18 protein-coding genes are annotated in these 17,335 nt (G+C 73.4%); 8 read left to right on the top strand and 10 right to left on the bottom strand.

The genetic code is table 11. From position 1 onward, the window contains the following. Positions 1–2: 2 nt before the first annotated feature. Entirely contained in the window at positions 3–2,462 is a 2,460-nt protein-coding gene (gene pcrA, locus V3N99_05300; protein MEO3936162.1) for a DNA helicase PcrA, read from the bottom strand. Between the two features lie 60 nt (positions 2,463–2,522). Between pcrA and V3N99_05305 the strand changes: the two genes are divergently transcribed. Further along, entirely contained in the window at positions 2,523–3,719 is a 1,197-nt protein-coding gene (locus tag V3N99_05305; protein MEO3936163.1) for a sensor histidine kinase, read from the top strand. Further along, positions 3,716–4,444: a response regulator transcription factor gene (locus tag V3N99_05310; GenBank protein MEO3936164.1), complete on the top strand. Its 729-nt coding sequence runs from the start codon at positions 3,716–3,718 to the stop codon at positions 4,442–4,444. Before V3N99_05305 ends, V3N99_05310 begins: the two co-directional genes overlap by 4 nt. A 102-nt stretch (positions 4,445–4,546) precedes the next feature. Here the strand turns inward: V3N99_05310 and V3N99_05315 are convergent, their stop codons facing one another. Together V3N99_05315 and V3N99_05320 are read right to left on the bottom strand one after the other, a co-directional pair. Beyond that, positions 4,547–5,050: a rhodanese-like domain-containing protein gene (locus V3N99_05315; protein MEO3936165.1), complete on the bottom strand. Its 504-nt coding sequence runs from the start codon at positions 5,048–5,050 to the stop codon at positions 4,547–4,549. Continuing rightward, entirely contained in the window at positions 5,047–5,523 is a 477-nt protein-coding gene (locus V3N99_05320) for a cysteine dioxygenase (GenBank protein ID MEO3936166.1), read from the bottom strand. The genes V3N99_05315 and V3N99_05320 overlap by 4 nt, the downstream gene beginning before the upstream one ends. A gap of 321 nt (positions 5,524–5,844) precedes the next feature. Here V3N99_05320 and V3N99_05325 point away from each other — a divergent pair, with 321 nt between their 5' ends. Beyond that, the gene (locus V3N99_05325; protein MEO3936167.1) at positions 5,845–6,855 is read left to right on the top strand and encodes a quinone oxidoreductase; all 1,011 of its coding nucleotides are present in this window, start codon (positions 5,845–5,847) and stop codon (positions 6,853–6,855) included. A gap of 10 nt (positions 6,856–6,865) precedes the next feature. Here the strand turns inward: V3N99_05325 and V3N99_05330 are convergent, their stop codons facing one another. The 3 genes from V3N99_05330 to V3N99_05340 all read right to left on the bottom strand — a co-directional run bounded on the left by V3N99_05330 (position 6,866) and on the right by V3N99_05340 (position 9,467). Further along, on the bottom strand, positions 6,866–7,291 hold the full coding sequence (locus V3N99_05330; GenBank protein ID MEO3936168.1) for a hypothetical protein: 426 nt from the start codon (positions 7,289–7,291) through the stop codon (positions 6,866–6,868). 149 nt (positions 7,292–7,440) lie between these two features. Continuing rightward, positions 7,441–8,112 carry a response regulator transcription factor gene (locus V3N99_05335; GenBank protein ID MEO3936169.1) on the bottom strand — a complete coding sequence of 224 codons (672 nt, stop codon included), beginning with the start codon at positions 8,110–8,112 and terminating at the stop codon, positions 7,441–7,443. Beyond that, entirely contained in the window at positions 8,112–9,467 is a 1,356-nt protein-coding gene (locus tag V3N99_05340; GenBank protein MEO3936170.1) for a PspC domain-containing protein, read from the bottom strand. Before V3N99_05340 ends, V3N99_05335 begins: the two co-directional genes overlap by 1 nt. Before the next feature lie 124 nt (positions 9,468–9,591). On the opposite strand from V3N99_05340, the gene V3N99_05345 reads away from it, so the two are divergent. Continuing rightward, positions 9,592–10,890, top strand: a complete 1,299-nt coding sequence (locus V3N99_05345; protein MEO3936171.1) for a PspC domain-containing protein — start codon at positions 9,592–9,594, stop codon at positions 10,888–10,890. Continuing rightward, on the top strand, positions 10,887–11,201 hold the full coding sequence (locus tag V3N99_05350) for a hypothetical protein (GenBank protein ID MEO3936172.1): 315 nt from the start codon (positions 10,887–10,889) through the stop codon (positions 11,199–11,201). The genes V3N99_05345 and V3N99_05350 overlap by 4 nt, the downstream gene beginning before the upstream one ends. A gap of 14 nt (positions 11,202–11,215) precedes the next feature. Here the strand turns inward: V3N99_05350 and V3N99_05355 are convergent, their stop codons facing one another. Next, positions 11,216–11,983, bottom strand: coding sequence for an NUDIX domain-containing protein (locus V3N99_05355; GenBank protein ID MEO3936173.1), 768 nt, complete (start codon positions 11,981–11,983; stop codon positions 11,216–11,218). Next, positions 11,980–13,104, bottom strand: a complete 1,125-nt coding sequence (locus V3N99_05360) for a glycosyltransferase (protein MEO3936174.1) — start codon at positions 13,102–13,104, stop codon at positions 11,980–11,982. Before V3N99_05360 ends, V3N99_05355 begins: the two co-directional genes overlap by 4 nt. A 35-nt stretch (positions 13,105–13,139) precedes the next feature. Here V3N99_05360 and V3N99_05365 point away from each other — a divergent pair, with 35 nt between their 5' ends. Both V3N99_05365 and V3N99_05370 read left to right on the top strand, forming a co-directional pair. After that, positions 13,140–13,970, top strand: coding sequence for a PIG-L family deacetylase (locus V3N99_05365; protein MEO3936175.1), 831 nt, complete (start codon positions 13,140–13,142; stop codon positions 13,968–13,970). 162 nt (positions 13,971–14,132) lie between these two features. Next, positions 14,133–14,975 (top strand): SDR family NAD(P)-dependent oxidoreductase, encoded by an 843-nt coding sequence (locus tag V3N99_05370; GenBank protein ID MEO3936176.1) that lies wholly within the window; start codon positions 14,133–14,135, stop codon positions 14,973–14,975. An 18-nt stretch (positions 14,976–14,993) separates the two neighbouring features. Here the strand turns inward: V3N99_05370 and V3N99_05375 are convergent, their stop codons facing one another. Beyond that, positions 14,994–15,728 carry a cobalamin biosynthesis protein CobB gene (locus V3N99_05375; protein ID MEO3936177.1) on the bottom strand — a complete coding sequence of 245 codons (735 nt, stop codon included), beginning with the start codon at positions 15,726–15,728 and terminating at the stop codon, positions 14,994–14,996. Next, positions 15,725–17,029, bottom strand: coding sequence for a MurT ligase domain-containing protein (locus tag V3N99_05380; protein ID MEO3936178.1), 1,305 nt, complete (start codon positions 17,027–17,029; stop codon positions 15,725–15,727). The genes V3N99_05375 and V3N99_05380 overlap by 4 nt, the downstream gene beginning before the upstream one ends. A 104-nt stretch (positions 17,030–17,133) precedes the next feature. Between V3N99_05380 and V3N99_05385 the strand changes: the two genes are divergently transcribed. Next, complete coding sequence (locus V3N99_05385; protein MEO3936179.1) at positions 17,134–17,304, top strand: hypothetical protein; 171 nt, start codon at positions 17,134–17,136, stop codon at positions 17,302–17,304. Positions 17,305–17,335 lie beyond the last annotated feature (31 nt).

Consider the following 17,335-nt stretch of genomic DNA (forward strand, 5'->3'; position numbering starts at 1 on the left):
GGTCACAGCTTCTCGAGCGGGGCGTAGCGCAGGAGCAGCCGCTTCGTGCCCGTCTCGTCACCGAAGTCGACATGGGCCATGGCCTTGTCACCCTCACCCTCCACCCGCAGCACGGTGCCCAGGCCGAAGGAGTCGTGCGAGACCCGGTCACCGGCAGCGACGAGGACGACCGTCTTGCTGCCCGCCCTCGAGGACTCCCGTCGGGCGGCCAGCGACGACATCGCCGAGCCCGGCATCGGTCGTCTCGTGCGCGCCGCGTCGATCGCCGTGTCGGTGCGCAGCCAGTCGACGAGGCCGTCGGGGATCTCGTCGAGGAACCGGGAGGCGGGGTTGTACTGGGGCGAGCCCCACGCGGAGCGGACCGCGGCCCGCGACAGGTGCAGGCGCTGCTGGGCTCGCGTGATGCCGACGTAGGCCAGGCGCCGCTCCTCCTCCAGCTCGCGTGGCTCACCCAGCGAACGCAGGTGAGGGAAGGTGCCGTCCTCCATCCCCGTGAGGAAGACGACGGGGAACTCCAGCCCCTTGGCGGTGTGCAGGGTCATGAGCGTGACGACGCCGTTGTCGGCACCGGGCGCGCCGTCGGGGATCTGGTCGGCGTCGGCCACGAGCGAGACCCGCTCGAGGAAGTCCTCGAGCGAGGCCTCCTCACCCGTCTCGAGCCGCTCCTCGTCGAACTCGCGCGCGACCTCGACGAGCTCGGCGAGGTTCTCGACCCGTCCCTCGTCCTGCGGATCGGGGCTGCGCCGCAGCTCGGAGAGGTAGCCGCTCTGCTCGACGGCCGCCTCGATCAGACCGGCCACCCCGGAGCCGGTGTCGTAGACCTCGCGCAGCTGCTCGAGCAGCCCGGTGAACACCTTGATCGCCGCCACCGAGCGGGTGGCGATGCCCGGGGCGTCCTCCGGACGCCCGAGGGCCGCGACGAACGGGATGCGCTCGCGCTCCGCGAGCTGCGCGACGCAGGCCTCGGCGCGCTCGCCGATGCCGCGCCGGGGGGTGTTGAGGATGCGCCGCAGGTTGACGGTGTCGAGCGGGTTGGACACGACCCGCAGGTAGGCGAGCGCGTCCTTGATCTCCTTGCGCTCGTAGAAGCGCGTGCCGCCGACCACCTTGTAGGGCATGCCGACCCGCACCAGCACCTCCTCGAAGGCCCTCGACTGCGCGTTGGTGCGGTAGAAGATCGCGACGTCCTTGGGGCGCACCCCCTCCTTGTCGCCCAGGTCGTCGATCTGGCGGGCCACGAAGGCCGCCTCGTCGTGCTCGCTGTCGGCGACGTAGCCGATGATCTGCGCCCCGTCGCCGGCAGCCGTCCACAGGTTCTTCGCCCGCCGGTTCTCGTTGCGGGCGATCACCGCATTGGCGGCGCGCAGGATCGTCTGGGTCGAGCGGTAGTTCTGCTCGAGCAGGATGGTGCGCGCGTCGGGGTAGTCCTGCTCGAACTCGACGATGTTGCGGATGGTCGCGCCGCGGAAGGCGTAGATCGACTGGTCGGCGTCGCCGACCACGCACAGCTCACCGGGCGGCACGGCATAGGCCGGGGCGTCGTCGGGCAGCGCAGGTCCGACCAGCTCCTTCACCAGCTGGTACTGCGCGAGGTTGGTGTCCTGGTACTCGTCGACGAGGATGTGGCGGAAGCGTCGGCGGTAGTGCTCGGCGGCCTCGGGGAAGGCCTGCAGAAGGTGCACCGTCGACATGATCAGGTCGTCGAAGTCCATCGCGTTGGCCTGCCGCAGCCGCCGCTGGTAGTCCGTGTAGGCCTCGGCCACGCGCTGGTCGTGGTGGCTGCCGTCCTCGGCGACCCGGGCGGCATACGTCTCCTCGTCGACGAGGTCGTTCTTGAGGTTGCTGACCGCGTGCGAGAAGGATCGTGGGGGGTAGCGCTTGGCGTCGAGGTCGAGGTCGCGCAGCACCAGGGCCATCAGCCGCTGGCTGTCGGCCGCGTCGTAGATCGAGAAGGTCGACTTGAGCCCGAGCCGGTGGGCCTCGCGACGCAGGATGCGCACGCAGGCCGAGTGGAAGGTCAGCACCCACATCGCCTTGGCCGCCGGGCCGACCAGCTGCGCGACCCGCTCCTTCATCTCACCGGCGGCCTTGTTGGTGAAGGTGATCGCGAGGACCTGGCCCGGCCGGGCCCCGCGTGCCGCCAGCAGCCAGGCGATGCGGTGGGTGAGCACCCGCGTCTTGCCCGACCCGGCGCCGGCCACGATCAGCAGCGGTGGGCCCTCGTGGACGACCGCCTCTCGCTGCGGGTCGTTGAGCCCCTCGAGGAGCTCCTCGGCCCGGGCCCGCGCGTCGCCGGCCGCGTCGGGCGCCTCCCCGTCGCCGGTCGCCCACAGCGGCAGCCCGGCGTCGTCGACGTCGTGCAGGCCCCCCCGGGCCGGAGGCTCGGAGGGCGCGCGGCGCGCGGCTGATCGAGGGGGCGCGGAAGGCGTAGGCAGGCCGAGGTCGTCGAAGAGGGTGCTCATCTCCCCTGCAGCCTACGACCGGCGGCCGACAGCACGGGGCCACGCGCCTACGCTGGGTCCATGCTGACGACGCGGCTCTACGCCTGGACCCGCGCGCACCCCACCGTCGTCGACTCGGCCCTCGCGGTGGCCCTCTACCTGTCCTTCGGCCTGGTCTCGACGGCGGCCGGGCTCGGGCTGGCGGCGGAGGTCTTCAGCCTGGTCTCGCTCGCCCTGCTCGTGGTGCGGCGGCGGTGGCCGGTCGCCGTCCTCGGCGCGATGGTGGTCGTCGGCCTGGCCCAGTTCACCCTGGTCGGGACGCTGCTTCCCGCCAACGTGGCCGAGGTCTACGTCGTCTACACGGTCGCCGCCCACGTCGCGTCGTTCCGCACCCGGCTGGTGGCCCTCGCGTGCGGGCTGCTCGGCGCCGCCCTCGGTGCCCTGCGCCTCGGTGGGTCCGACGCCACGCTCGGCGCGAAGGCCTTCTCGGCGCTCGCCCTGGCCACCCTCGTGATGCTCACCTGGGTCGTGGGCAACATCATCCGGGGCCGGGAGAGCATCATCGCCCAGCTCAGCGAGAGCAACGCCCTGCTGCAGCGAGACCGCGACCAGCGCGACCTCATCGCCGCCCAGCACGAGCGGGCCCGCATCGCCCGCGAGATGCACGACATCGTCGCCCACTCCCTCTCGGTCGTCGTGGTGCAGGCCGACGGCGGAGCGTATGCCGCGGAGCACGCCTCCCGCTGGGAGCGCGCCGACGCCGCAGTCACCCTCGAGACCATCGCCGGCACCGCCCGGTCGGCCCTGGCCGAGACCCGCCGCCTGGTCGGGGTGCTGCGCGACGACGGCGCCGCGGTCGACCTGAGCCCCCTGGCCGGCCTGGCCGACCTCGACTCCCTCGTCGACGGTGTGCGCTCCTCGGGGCTCGCCGTCACGACGCAGGTGCCACCGCCCGCCCTGCTCGAAGTGCTCCCCCGCGACGTCGACCTCGCGGCGTACCGCGTCATCCAGGAGTCGCTCACCAACGTGCTCAAGCACGCCGGCCCCGACGCGACGGCCGACGTGGAGGTGCTGAGCCTGCCCGGGCTGCTTCGCGTCGTCGTCACCGACGACGGGGTCGGGGGGGCCTCCCGCGACGACGGCGACGGCCACGGCATCGTCGGCATGCGCGAGCGGGTCACCTCGTCGGGGGGCACCCTCCTCGTCGGCAGTCGACCGCAGGGTGGCTTCAGCGTGGTGGCGACGCTCCCGCTGCACTGGTCCGAAGCACGTCCGTGACCGACAGCCCGGCGCCGCCGGTGCGGCTCTTCCTCGTCGACGACCAGGCCCTGGTGCGCGCCGGCTTCGCGATGGTGCTCGACGCCACCGCCGACATGCAGGTCGTCGGTCAGGCCGCCGACGGCCAGGCCGCCCTCGACGCCTTGACCGGCCCCGGGGCCCTGGTGGTCGACGTGGTGCTGATGGACATCCAGATGCCCCGCCTCAACGGGGTCGAGGCCACGAGACGTCTACTGACGCAACCGGATCCGCCACGGGTCCTGGTGCTCACCACCTTCGATCTCGACGAGTTCGCCTTCGCTGCCCTGCAGGCCGGGGCATCCGGCTTCCTGCTGAAGGACGCCGGGCCGACCGACCTGCTCGCCGCCATCCGCGCGGTCCACCGGGGCGACAGCGTGGTGGCTCCGAGCACGACGCGGCGACTCATCGACACCTTCGTCCACGCGCTCCCTGGTGCAGGCGGCGGCGACCCGGGACCGGGGGGTGACGACACGGCATACGCCTCGGCGCTGAGACGGCTGGAGCCGCTGACCGAGCGGGAGCGCGAGGTGCTCGTGGCCGTGGGCCAGGGGCTGACGAACCAGGAGATCGCCGCGAGCTTCTTCGTCGCCGAGGCCACCGTCAAGACCCACATCGGCGCCGTGCTGCGCAAGCTCGACCTGCGCGACCGGGTGCAGATGGTGGTCCTCGCCTACGAGGCGGGGCTCGTGCGCGTGGGGGGCTAGCGGGCCGTCTCCACCCCAGGGCGGAGAGGCCGACCAGCCGTCGGCGGCCGGGCCGCTCACCACTTCTCGACGATCTTCGGGGTCTGGCGACCCGGGCCCGGGTCACGCCACCGGCAGCCCGGCCCCGCGCCAGGCCGCGAGCCCGCCTTCGACGTCGGTGACGTGCCGAAGCCCGAGCCGGGCGAGGCTGGTGGCGGCCAGCGACGAGGCGTAGCCCTCCTGGCAGAGCACGACGACCCGGGTCTCGTCTTCGACCCACGGCAGCCGGGCCGGGCTGCGGGGGTCAAGGCGCCGCTCGAGCACGTTGCGCTCGATCACGACGGGCCCCAGGTCGGGGTGGACCTCCCCCTGTGCTCGACGCTGGGCCGCGGGCCGGATGTCGACGATCACGGCCCGCCCGTGCAGCACAGCCTGGTAGGCAGCGCGCGCCGACACCCGCTCGTAGGCGTGCCGGGCCTCGTCCACCAGGTCGTCGACGGTGACGTCCGGGCCGGTCGGCGCAACCGGGGCGACGGCGGCCGGTGACGCGAAGAGGCCTGTCTCCCAGGCGATCGCACTCGATCGACGACGGTCTGTCGACGAGCCGAGCGCGGCGACGACGGTCACCAGTCCGCTCCCTCGTGCGTCGCGGAGACGGCCCGTGGACCGTCGGCGGCCAGCTCGTGCGACGTCGTGGTCGTCAGCCTCGGGGCGTAGGCGTGGACGGTGAGCGAGCGGCCGGCGGCGGCGCCACGCACGTTGTGCACGTGCGACTCCCCGAAGGCCCGGGACTCGCCGTCGACCAGGCGACGCGCGTGCACGCGCCCGCCGCCCCAGGTCTGCTCGACGACCGCCCCCGACGCCACGGCGAAGGACCCGAGCGACCCGTCGTGGTCGTGCCACCCGGTCTCGCCCCCCTCCGGCCACGAGATGAGCCAGACCTCGGCGCCGTCGTGGTCGGCCAGGCGGGCCCAGGTGCGCTCACCCTCGTCGGGGAGCAGGACACCGAGGTTGGGGTTCAGCGCGTAGCGACGAGCGAGCCGCTCGAGGTCGGGGGCGGAGGAATGGACGAGTGCGCGGTGGCGCGTGCTGGTCGGCATGAGCGACGTTCCTTGTCAGGCAGGAGGATCGAGACGCGAGGTCAGGGGGCGGACCGGCATCCACGGGTGTCCGTGGGCGGTCGGGGCGCGGGGGCGCAGGGAAGCGGGCCGAGGGTGGGGTCAGCCGCGACAGCAGCGACGCCGGGGGCGACACGAGATGGCGGGGGTGGCGGCATACCCCTCGCGCATTCGCCTCGTGACCGTCTGCATGGCTCCAGTGCAACAGGCCGGGCCTTCTGGTTCAAGGCCTTTCCGTGCGCGTCTTACGTTATGGGACACCAAACATAGAGTTATGTCGCCGGCGGACCTAGGGTCACGGGTATGACCGCTGCCGTCCGCACCCCGTCCCTCGTCGTCCCCCGCACCGGTGACTCCAGCGTGCTCACCGTGGAGCAGCGTGAGGTCGGCGCGCCCGGCCCCGGCGAGATCCGGGTCGAGGTGGCCGCCACGGGGGTCAACTTCATCGAGGTCTACCAGCGTCAGGGGGTCTACCCCCTCCCGCTCCCCTTCGTGCTGGGCAGCGAGGGGGCCGGCACCGTCGAGGCGGTCGGCGACGGCGTCGACCTCCGGGTCGGCGACCACGTCGCCTGGGCGGCGGCTCCCGGCAGCGCCGCCGGCCACGTGCGCATGCCCGCGGCCGTCGCGGTGCCCGTCCCCGACGGTCTCGCCCTCGAGACGGCCGCCGCCGCGATGCTCCAGGGCATCACCGCCCACTACCTCGTCACGAGCACGTATGCCGTGCAGCCCGGCGACACCGTGCTCGCCCACGCCGTGGCCGGCGGGGTCGGGCAGCTGCTCGTGCAGCTGGTGAAGGCCCGTGGAGCCCGGCTGATCGGGACGGCCGGCTCGGCGGCCAAGGCCCGGAAGGCGCTCGACCTCGGCGCCGACCACGTCATCGACTACACCGACCTCGACTCGGCGTCCCTCGCGGCCGCGGTGCGCGAGGCCAACGGCGGTGAGGGCGTGCACGTGGTCTACGACGGCGTCGGGCGCACGACCTTCGATGCCTCGCTGAAGGCGCTGCGCCTCCGCGGGATGCTCGTGCTCTTCGGTGGTGCGTCGGGCCAGGTGCCCGCCTTCGACATCCAGCGCCTCAACGCCGGCGGCTCGCTCTTCCTCACCCGCCCGACGATGGGCGACTACATCGCGACCCGTGAGGAGCTGACCTGGCGCGCCGGCGAGGTCCTCGGCGCGCTCGCGTCCGGCGACCTGGGCATCGAGGTGGGCGGACGCTACCCGCTGGCCGAGGCGGCCACGGCGTACGACGACCTCGAGGGGCGCCGCACGACGGGCAAGCTGCTGCTGCTGCCGTCGGCCACCACACCGCGGTGATCGTGAAGGGTCAGGTCCAGAGGACTGCGACGAGCACGTTGAGCAGGGTGAGGCCGGCCGCGGCCTGCACGAGGGGAGCGGCCACCGCCGCCATCGTGGTGGTCGCGGTGGCTCCCGTCGCGACCCCGGTCGCGGCCCCCGGGGAGACCTCGAGCCCGGCCCGCTTCTGGCGGGCGTTGGCGATCTCGACGCAGGCGAGCACGCCGAGGGCGACGAGCAGCTTGACCCCGATCTTGGGGTGGTTCGGCGGGTCGGTCGGGTCGTTCGCCGCCTCGACGAGGCCCACCAGGACCAGGCCCGTCACGAGCTGCGCGCGCGCACCCCAGAGCACCGCGGGGTGCAGCCGCGGCGACGAGCGGGTCGCGAACCAGCCACCGAGGATCGCGGCCATGCCGAGCAGGTGGAGGACGAGGACGAGGTTCGTGGCGACCGACATGGCCTCAGCCTAGGGCGCCGGGCACGAGGACCTCCGCGCCCGGCGCCGGGCCGCCGTCAGCAGCTCTTGTCGATGGTGGTGACGACGTCGTTGGAGACGCAGAAGGTGCCCACCACCCGGCTGACGACCGGCCGACGGGCAGGAGGCGGTCAGAGGATGCGGCGGTGCATGGCCCAGGCCGTCAGCTCGTGACGGCTCGAGAGCTGCAGCTTGCGCAGCACCGCCGAGACGTGGGTCTCGACCGTCTTCACCGAGATGAAGAGCTCCTTGGCCACCTCCTTGTACTGGTACCCGCGGGCGATGAGGCGCATGACCTCCCGCTCGCGGGTGGAGAGCCGGTCGAGCTCCTCGTCGACCTCGGCGATCTCGCCCGCAGCCGCCCCGAACGCGTCGAGCACGAAGCCGGCCAGGCGCGGGCTGAAGACCGCGTCACCGTCGGCCACCCGGGTGATGGCCGTCATCAGGTCGTTGCCGCTGATCGTCTTGGTGACGTAGCCCCGGGCCCCGGCCCGGATCACGGCGATGACGTCCTCGGCCGAGTCCGACACCGACAGGGCGAGGAAGCGCACCGGCTGCCCGCTCGCCGTCTCGATCCCCCGCGAGCCGCCGATGACGTCGACCCCACCGTTGCCGTTGCCACCCGGCAGGTGCACGTCGAGCAGCACGACGTCGGGACGCACGTCCTTGATCACCGTGATGGCCGAGTCGACGTCGGGCGCCTCGCCCACGACCTCGGTCACGGCGAGGTCGAGCTCGGTCTTGACCCCGGAGCGGAACATCCGGTGGTCGTCGACGAGCACGAGACGGATGGGCTGCGGCATCAGGGGGTTCCTTCGGGTTCGGGTCGTCCGGCGTGGTCGCCGGAGGTCTGCGGGTGCGGCGGGAGGGTCAGCTCGATCTCCGTGCCGCCCTCGAGGTGGCGGATGCGGGCGGAGCCGCCGTGACGCTCCATCCGGCCGAGGATGGACTGGCGCACGCCGAGGCGGTCGGGACCGACCTCGTCGAGGTCGAAGCCCTCGCCGTGGTCGCGCACGAAGCACTCCACCCCGTGGGGCCCGACCTCCACGTAGGCCGAGACCGGCGGCGCGCCGTGGCGCACGGCGTTGAGCATCGCCTCGCGGGCGGCCTTGACCAGGGCCGAGCCGCCCTCGTCCAGCGGCTGGTCGCCAGTCACGACGAGGTCGATCGGCACCCCGTGGTCGTCCTCGACCTCGTGCGCCACCGCCGCGACCGCCGCCGCGATCGTGTCGCCCGACTGCACGCGATCGGCATACAGCCAGGTGCGCAGCTCGCGCTCCTGCGAGCGGGCCAGCCGCACGACCGTCGCCGGGTCGTCCGAGCGGCGCTGGATGAGCGCGAGGGTCTGCAGGACCGAGTCGTGCAGGTGGGCGGCGATGTCGGCGCGCTCGGTGGCCCGGATCCGCTCGCTCTGCTCACGCTGCAGCCCCCGGGCCAGCCGCAGCACCCACGGGGCCGCGACGACCACGGCCCCGAGCAGCACGGCGAGCGCAGCCACGGCGCTGGTCGTCGCGGCCGCGAGCCCCTGTCCCTGCGTGAAGAGCGCGACCACCCCGACCAGCACGAGCGACACGCCGACCGCGGGGAGGACGACGGCGAGCACCTTGCCGCGACGAGACCGGCGACGCCAGCCCACCCGCTCGGTGTCGTCGAGCTGGGACCACGCGAGGAAGGCCCCGGCAGCCACGGCCACGACAGGGACCACGAGGCTGAGGTGCGAGGCCGCCGCAGCCAGGGGCCCGCCCCAGCTGAGCCCGACCAGCCCGAGCAGCACGCCGACGACGACGAGCACCTGGCCGTAGCCCAGCGGGCGCCGGTCGGTCCGGACCGCGGCCGCGGGCCCACCCGGGGCGCGGGTGTCGGGCCGCGTCATCACCCACAGGAAGGCGTAGACGGGCAGGCCCGGGCCGGCGATGACCGCGACCACCATCACGAGCCGCACGAGACCGGGCTCGATGCCGAGGTGGGCACCGACGCCTCCGCACACCCCGGCCAGCCAGCGGTCCGACGTCGAGCGGTAGAGCCGGGCGGGCGGGGGCGGCGCGGGGGCCAGGCCGGGGAGGGGAGCCGCGGGAGCGCCCGGAGCGCCCATAGCGCCCGGCGCGTGCACCGGCCCAGGGGTCGGTGGGACCCCAGGGAGGTGCTCGGTCTGGCTCACCCCTCCATCCTGACCCATCAGGGGCCCGCAGCGGCCCCGGCAGCCCGTCTTCCGGGGTGGCATCAGGGTGGGTTCAGGGTCGACCCGCATCGTCCGGAGGCCACGCGTCCCGCAGGATGGGAACGTGACCTCGCCACCCCAGCCTCCCCCCGACCCGGCGGCTGCTCCCGGCCGCAGGGGCCAGGAGGGGCTGTGGGCGTGGCTGCGCGGGCTCGGCATCGCGCGCTCCGACGAGAACCGGTGGCTGACCGGTGTCGCCGGGGGCCTCGCCGTGCGCTTCGGCGTCGACCCCGTGCTCGTGCGAGCGGGCTTCGTGCTCCTCGCGATCTTCGGCGGTCTGGGCGTGCCGCTCTATGCGCTCGCGTGGGCCCTCCTGCCCGACGCCCAGGGCAGCATCCTCGCCGAGCGGGCGGTGCGACAGCGCGACAAGCGCAGCGTCGGGCTCCTCGTGCTCGTCGCCGCCCTCGTGCTGGGCAACCTCGACGGGGGCCGGGCCTGGTGGTCCGTGCTGCCGGTCGCCGCGCTGCTCTACTGGTTCTACCGCTCCCGGCGCAGGACCGCGACACGCACCACCGGCAGCATCCCCGTCTGGACCCCGCCGACGACCACCACCCCGTATGCCGCGCCCCCACCGGCGCCCACCCTGGCTGCACCCGTGCCGGCCTATGGTGACCCGGCCGCCGCGGCGGCCCACGGCACTCCATACGGCATGGGGCCGGGGCGCACCGGAGCCGTGTCGCCCCCGACCGGGGCGCTGGCGCCACCGCGGGCCCAGCGTCGGCGGGCCGGGGTGCTGGGGTTGCTGCTCACCGTCGGTCTCGGGATCGCGGGTGCTGCGGTGGCGACCGAGGTGCACGGTGACCTGCGATCCAGCGGGAGCGTGCCGGCGGGGCTGGGTCAGGTGCCGTTCACCCTGGGCTGTGCGCTGGCCGGGGTCGGCCTCGCCCTGCTGCTCATCGGGCTGCTCGGACGGCGGGCCGGTGTCACCGGGCTGCTGGCCGTCGCGCTGACCGCGGCGACCGTCGCGTCGGCGTCCGTGCCCCCGTTCGTCTTCTCGACCGGCGCCGACGACCGCAGCTGGAGGGCGAGCGAGCCCGAGCCGGCTGGAGGCTATGTCGTCGGGCTCGGTGACGGGCGCCTCGACCTTCGGGGAGCCACCGCCGGTCAGCAGTTCGAGGTGAAGGTGTGGCTCGGCGACCTCACGGTGCTTGTGCCGGCGGGCGTGAGGGCCACCATCAAGCCCAGCCTCGGCATGGGCGACCTGGCCGTCAACGGCGTGCGCGAGAAGGTCGGGCAGCAGTCGAGCATCGAGGTGGGCAAGGGGCCGACGTCGGTGACGATCGTCGCGGACCTCATGGCCGGCGACCTCGAGATCACCGTGGTGCCGGCCCCCGGGCCGACACCGACCGGAGGGGCGACATGAGCGAGCGACCGAGGGCCTGGGGCGGTCCTGCCGACGGGCCGCAGGACGCACCGGTGTGGGCAGCGCCCCCGGGATCCGAGCCGACCCACCCGCCGCACCGTGAGGCCGGGGCCCGCCCCACCGGACCCAACTGGGGGCTGGCACTGCTCGGGCTGCTGCTCATGGGCGTCGCGTCGGTCGTCGTGGTCGAGCAGCTGACGGGCGTCGCCTCCGTGACCTCGCTCGAGCGCCACGGCCCGCTCCTGCTCGTGGCCGTGGGTGTGGCCTGCGCCCTGGTCGGGGTCATCGGGATGGCTCGACGTCGACCCTGAGAGCGTGGCCGTGCTCAGGCCCGCGAGGCGAGCAGCCGCGGCAGCTCGACCGCCCAGCTCGTGACCAGCCCGACGGAGTCGAGGTCGGCGACCGGCACCCAGGCCGACTCGGCGGTGGTGCCACCGACGTCGTGGACGACCGGGTCGGTGGGCTCGGCACAGTTGGCCCAGTAGGCGATCCGCACTGCGTGGAAGTCCTCGAGCCGCCCGTGCGGCGCTCGGCCCACCCAGTGGCTGCTGGTGATGGTGGCCAGCCCGGTCACCTCGACGACCTGCCCGCTCTCCTCCCACACCTCGCGGTGCAGCGCCTGGAGCGGCAGCTCGCCCGGGTCGACACCACCCCCGACCAGACCCCACTCCCCCGCCGCGTTGGTGGAGCCGGCAAACCGGGCGAGCAGCACCCCCCGGGCGCTCGTCACGATGGCGTAGGCCGCCACCCGCTGGTAGGGCACGGCCGCCTCGCCCGGTGCGACCACGAGGTCGGCGTCGCGAGCGATCGCCCGCGCCGAGGTCACCTCGGAGGCCGAGACCGAGACCGAGGCCGAGTCCGGCCCTGCCCCCGTCGTCTCGGGCCCACGCGGACGCACGTCGTAGACCAGTCGCAGCTCGTGTGGATCAGCCTGCCCCACAACGTCTCTCGGCCTGACCGGCTCCCAGCCGCGGGAGCGCAGCCCCACGTCGGGCAGCTCGCCGTGGGCGAGCCTGAAGGTGACGGCCCCCTCGCCGTCGAGCAGTCCGTCGACATGGATCTCGGCCTGCGGGACCCGGGGGAGGATCGTCATCGACGAGCCCCCGCGACCGCGCGGGCGTACTCGCCCTCGGCGGCGTCGACCACGCTGGCCCAGCCCTGGGCCGGCGGGTGCTCGAGGTTGTGGCGAAGCATCCGCTCCCGCAGGGCGGGATCCGAGGCCAGCCTCGCCAGCGCGGCGGCGAAGTCGTCGTCGTCGCGGGTGAGGTAGCCGTTGACCCCGTCGGTGACGAACTCGCCGAGGCCAGAACCCTGCCGACCGACCACGGGCAGACCCGCCGTGCGGGCCTCGAGGGCGGCGATGCCGAAGGACTCGAGCGCGCCGGGCGAGACGTAGACGTCGGCGGCGGCATACCGCGTCCTGAGCTCGTCGCGGGAGACGCGGCCGGGCAGGTGGACCCACGAGGTCATGCCGTGCTCGGCGAGATAGCGCTCGACCGGGGCGCGGTCGGGGCCCTCACCGAGCACCTCGACGTCGAGGCGCACGTCGGCGGGCACGAGGTCGCGCACCCGTCGCAGGAGCTGCACGAAGGGCACCGGCCGCTTACGGCGGGCCAGGCGCATGGCGGTGACCACCCGCACCACGCCGTCTCCCGGAGCGGTGCGTCGCGGCGTCCACGCAGCGACGTCGATCCCGTTGGGCAGCAGGGCGACCGGTGCGGTGTCACCGAGGATGCGACGCAGGGGTGCGGCCGCGACGTCCGAGACCGCGCTCATGGCGAGACCGGCGGCGGCCCACCGTCGCACGACGCCCAGGCGGCGCACGACCGGGGTCATCGCGTCGAGCATGCAGTGCCAGGTCATCGCGGTCGGCAGGCCCATCCGCATCGTCAGGAACGCAGCGTCGACGGCGAAGGGCGAGACCACCCCCATGTGGACGTGGGCCACGTCGAAGCCGGCGAGCTCACCGCGCATCGCCCACGGTGCCAACGGGTTGACGGGCAGATCCCACGGCAGACGCAGGGCGTGGTGGTGCACGGTGAGCCCGTCGACGACCGCCGTGCGCCCTCGTCTCTCACCGTGCGTGCCGGGGGTGGCGGTGAAGACCTCGACCTCGTGACCGCGCTCGACCAGGTGCACGGCGAGGTCGTGCACCTGCACCTCGATGCCCCCCAGGCGCGGGAGGAAGCAGTCCGACAGGAGGGCGACCTTCACGCGTCGAGCATATGACGGGCAGGTCATGCGGCAGGATGAGGCGGGTGCCGCACACCCTGCTCGCCTTCCACGCCCATCCGGACGACGAGGCCCTGCTCACCGCGGGCACCCTGGCCCGGGCCGCCGCGGAGGGGCACCGGGTCGTGGTCGTCGTGGCGACCGACGGCGAGCTGGGGCTGACGTCGGCCGACTTCCGCGAGGCGCCCGAGGGGCTCGGCAGCCGTCGCCTCGACGAGCTGCACGCCAGCGCCAGGGCGCTCGGGGTGCACCGGGTGGAGTACCTCGGCTACGCCGACAGCGGGATGGGCCCCGAGATGCTGCCCGACCCCCCGGGTAAGCAGCGGTTCATCGCCGCCGACGTCGACGAGGCGGCGGACCGGCTCGCGGCGCTGCTGCGCGAGGAGTCGGTCGACGTGCTGCTCACCTACGACCGCAACGGCGGCTACGGCCACCGCGACCACGTGCGGGTGCACGAGGTCGGGGCGCGGGCGGCCGAGCTGGCCGGCACGCGGCGGGTGCTCCAGGCCACCGTGCCCCGCAACGAGATCCTGCGCGGCATCCGGCTGGCCGCGAGGGTCTACCACTTCCCGCCCGACTTCGACATCACGTCCTTCGAGCGGGCCTACAGCCCGCGGGCCGAGATCACCCACCGCATCTCCGTGCGCCGGTATGCCGGGCAGAAACGCGCGTCGATGCGGGCCCACGCGTCGCAGGCCGCCGTCGACGGCGGCGCCGACCGCACCCTCGCGGCGTTCCTGCGCATCCCCCGCCCGCTCTACGACCTGGTCTTCGGGCGGGAGTGGTTCGTCGACCCGTCCCGCCCGCCTGGCCGAGCCGTCGCCCGCGACGTCTTCGACGGCCTGTGACTCCCCTCCGGGCCTGGATGCGCCCGGATGGGTCCGGCGGATCGGCGACCTCGCTCACACCCGGGCGGGCGGCCTGACCGCACCCCCTACTCTGACGACGTCCGTCATCAGATGCGGCTGTCGAACCGGGCGCCGCCGCCCCATCGCACCCAGGAGGCCCTCGTGCAGCACCTCACCGACAAGGTCGTCGCCATCACCGGGGCCGGCTCCGGCATCGGACGGGCGCTGGCCCGACGTTTCGCGCTCGAGGGCGCGCACCTCGCGCTGTCCGACGTCAACGCCGATGGGCTGGCCGAGACCGGGCGGCTGCTGACCGACCTGCCCGTGCGGGTGACGACGGCGGTCGTCGACGTCAGCGACGAGCAGTCGGTGCTCGACTGGGCCGACGCCGTCGTGGCCGACCACGGACGGGTCAACGTGATCGTCAACAACGCCGGCGTCGCGCTCTCGGGCACGGTTGCCGGCATCTCCATGACCGACTACCGGTGGATCATGGGTATCAACTTCTGGGGTGTCGTGCACGGGACGAAGGCCTTCCTGCCTCACCTCGAGGCGTCCGGTGAGGGGCACGTGGTCAACATCTCGAGCGTCTTCGGGCTGACGGCGCAGCCGTTCATGAGCGGCTACAACGCCAGCAAGTTCGCCGTTCGCGGCTTCACCGAGTCGCTGCGCCAGGAGCTGGACATCTCCGACTCGCCGGTGACCGCCACGTGCGTTCACCCCGGAGGCATCAAGACCAACATCGCGAGGGCGGCTCGCATGAGCGACAGCCTCGTGTCCGCCACCGGGCAGAGCGCCGAGGCGTCGGCCAAGGACTTCGAGAAGCTGTTCTTCACCTCGGCCGACTCGGCCGCCAAGGTCATCGTGGCGGGCGTGAAGCGCAACCGGCGACGGGTGCTGATCGGGGCCGACGCCCGCGTCTTCGACGCGATGCCCCGCCTGGCCCCGACCGGCTACCAGCGCCTCATCGGCGCCGTCACCAAGAGCCGGATGGGCAAGTCGTAGGCCCCGGCGCGACCGGTCTCACGAGGTCTTGAGCAGCCGCCGCACCTGTCGGGTGCGCGCCTCGTCGGCGATCCGGTCGTCGATCTCACCCGGCTCGAAGGGGCGACCGGTGGCGAGCTCGGCGGCCGCACCGATGAGGTGGTCGGCGAGGCGGGGGTTGGCCGGCAGAGCCGGGCCGTGCAGGTAGCAGCCGATGACGTTGCCGGTCATCGCACCCTCCGTCTGGTCGGTGCCGTTGTTGCCGTTGCCGGCCCGGACGGTGCCGAGGGGTGCCTGGCCCGGCGCGAGCAGTGTTGAGCCCGAGTGGTTCTCGAAGCCGACGACCTCACCCCACTGGGTCTGCACCACGAGCCCGCCGATCATCCGCTTGGCGTTGCCGCGGGTGGTGACGTCGAGGATGCCGAGGCCGGGCAGCTCCTGCCCGTCGACGGTGATGAAGGCGTTGCCGAAGAGCTGGTACATCCCGCAGATCATGATCATCGGGGCGCCGTCGGTGGCGAGCCCCCGGAGCCGGTCGGCGATCACCACGAGGTCGGCCTCGACCCGGCCCTGGCCGGAGTCCTGGCCGCCGCCGCCCATGAAGAGGTGCGGCTCGTCGGGCAGCGTCGAGCCCGGGTGGTGGTCCCACACCCGCACGTCGTAGCCGTGACGCCGGATCCGCGCGGCGAGACACCGGGTGTTGCCCAGGTCGCCGTAGATCGACATCTCGCGGGGGTAGAGGTGGACGAGGTTGATCAGTCCCTTGCTGGTCATGCCGGTGCCTCCTCGCCGAAGTTCGCCAAGGCGTAGCGGGCCGCGAGCAGACGGCGCAGCCGCATCATCGCGGTGTAGGTGCAGAAGATCCGCCGCGGCTCGTCGGGGTGCTCCCGCAGCAGCCGGTCGAGGGCCGCCTCGAGGTCGAGCTCCACCTCGGCGACCTCGACGTCGTCGTACTGCAGCCGCAGGGCCATGTCGTAGCCGCGCACGCCCGACGTGAGGGCAACTCCCTTGCCGCGCAACGACTCGAAGCTCACGTCATAGAGCCAGGACACGTCCTGACCGTCGGCGTAGTCGTCGTTGATCGCGATCATGGTGGTGACCGGCTCGGCGCCGTAGGTGCCCAGGGCGACGGTGAAGCCGGCGGGGTTCTTGACCAGCACGAGCTCGAGCGGCTGACCGTCGGCGTCGATGACCTCGCCGCGGCCGAAGGGTGGGGTGACCGCGCGCAGGGCGGCGAGCGCGGTCTCGGGGCGAAACTCGGCGCCCAGCACCATGCGCGCGGTCGTGAGCGCCGCGGTCGCGTTGATCATCGCGGCCAGCCCGCGCTGCTTCAGCTCGACCGGACCCACCTCCTGCCCGCCGAAGAGCACGGAGAAGGACCGGGAGTCGTGCGGGTGGAGCAGTCCGTCGGCTTCAGTGACGTCGGGCACCGCGTGCGCCTCGTCGAATCGAGCGTCGGCCTCGTGCAGGGGGGGCAGGTCGTCGGCGACGGCCGGGTCGATGCCGAACCAGCGGATCTCGACGTCCCGTGCGAGGGTGCCGTCGACTCGGGCGACGAAGGAGTCGTCGCGGTTGAGCAGGACGCCCCGGCTGGTCTGCGACGCGAGCGAGGCGAGCAGCCTGGCCGTCGTGTCGATCTCCGCGAAGCGGTCGAGCTGGTCGCGAGCGACGTTCAGCAGCAACGCGTGCGTGGGGGTGACGACCTTGGCGAACTGCAGCGCGTGCCACTCGTCGAGCTCGAGCACGGCGACGTCGGCTCGCAGGCGGCCCGACAGCGGGATCTCGCCGAGCATCGACGAGATGACGCCGCGGGTGAAGTTGGAGCCGGTCGGGTTGCTGAAGACCGTGCGTCCGTGAGCCGCGATGATCGCGGCGAGCATCTTGGTCGTCGTCGTCTTGCCGTTGGTGCCGGTGACGACCACGACACCACCGGGGATGCGGGACAGCGCGTGGGTGAGGAAGTGCGGGTCGACCCGCTCGGCCACCAGCCCCGGCATCGCCGAGCCACCACCGCGTAGGCGGGTCGCGACCCGGGCGGCCTTGCCCGCCAGCACGGCAGCAGTCGTCCTCAGCACGAGCCCAACCCTACGGGGCGCGGCCGGTCGGCCCGTGCCGCGACACCGTACGGGGCCGCCGTGGCCGGATCCCGGGCGGTGCGCGGCGCCCTGCCGTGGCCCGAATGAGCGACGAGAGCCTCGACGGCGCGGCGGCGTGGAGCCAGTTCAACCGGGGCGCCATGGGCTTCGAGAAGCAGAAGCGGCCCGGTGTCGGCATGATGGTGGGCGTCCTGGGGGTGCTCGTCCTCGTCATGGTGCTCGTCGTGTTGGGCATCATCGTCGCCCGCGGCTGAACGCCCTCCACATGACCCGACGCACCGGAAC

It is taken from the genome of Dermatophilaceae bacterium Soc4.6, from assembly GCA_039889245.1.
GTDB lineage: Bacteria > Actinomycetota > Actinomycetes > Actinomycetales > Dermatophilaceae > Lapillicoccus.

What these genes read in the sequence shown, in the direction of transcription:
- V3N99_05325 (MEO3936167.1), top strand. Translation starts at nt 5,845, where the DNA reads ATGACCGCTGCCGTCCGCACCCCGTCCCTCGTCGTCCCCCGCACCGGT.
- pcrA (MEO3936162.1), bottom strand. Translation starts at nt 2,462, where the DNA reads ATGAGCACCCTCTTCGACGACCTCGGCCTGCCTACGCCTTCCGCGCCC.
- V3N99_05355 (MEO3936173.1), bottom strand. Translation starts at nt 11,983, where the DNA reads ATGACGATCCTCCCCCGGGTCCCGCAGGCCGAGATCCATGTCGACGGA.
- V3N99_05375 (MEO3936177.1), bottom strand. Translation starts at nt 15,728, where the DNA reads ATGACCAGCAAGGGACTGATCAACCTCGTCCACCTCTACCCCCGCGAG.
- V3N99_05385 (MEO3936179.1), top strand. Translation starts at nt 17,134, where the DNA reads ATGAGCGACGAGAGCCTCGACGGCGCGGCGGCGTGGAGCCAGTTCAAC.
- V3N99_05335 (MEO3936169.1), bottom strand. Translation starts at nt 8,112, where the DNA reads ATGCCGCAGCCCATCCGTCTCGTGCTCGTCGACGACCACCGGATGTTC.
- V3N99_05305 (MEO3936163.1), top strand. Translation starts at nt 2,523, where the DNA reads ATGCTGACGACGCGGCTCTACGCCTGGACCCGCGCGCACCCCACCGTC.
- V3N99_05320 (MEO3936166.1), bottom strand. Translation starts at nt 5,523, where the DNA reads ATGCCGACCAGCACGCGCCACCGCGCACTCGTCCATTCCTCCGCCCCC.
- V3N99_05350 (MEO3936172.1), top strand. Translation starts at nt 10,887, where the DNA reads ATGAGCGAGCGACCGAGGGCCTGGGGCGGTCCTGCCGACGGGCCGCAG.
- V3N99_05330 (MEO3936168.1), bottom strand. Translation starts at nt 7,291, where the DNA reads ATGTCGGTCGCCACGAACCTCGTCCTCGTCCTCCACCTGCTCGGCATG.
- V3N99_05365 (MEO3936175.1), top strand. Translation starts at nt 13,140, where the DNA reads ATGAGGCGGGTGCCGCACACCCTGCTCGCCTTCCACGCCCATCCGGAC.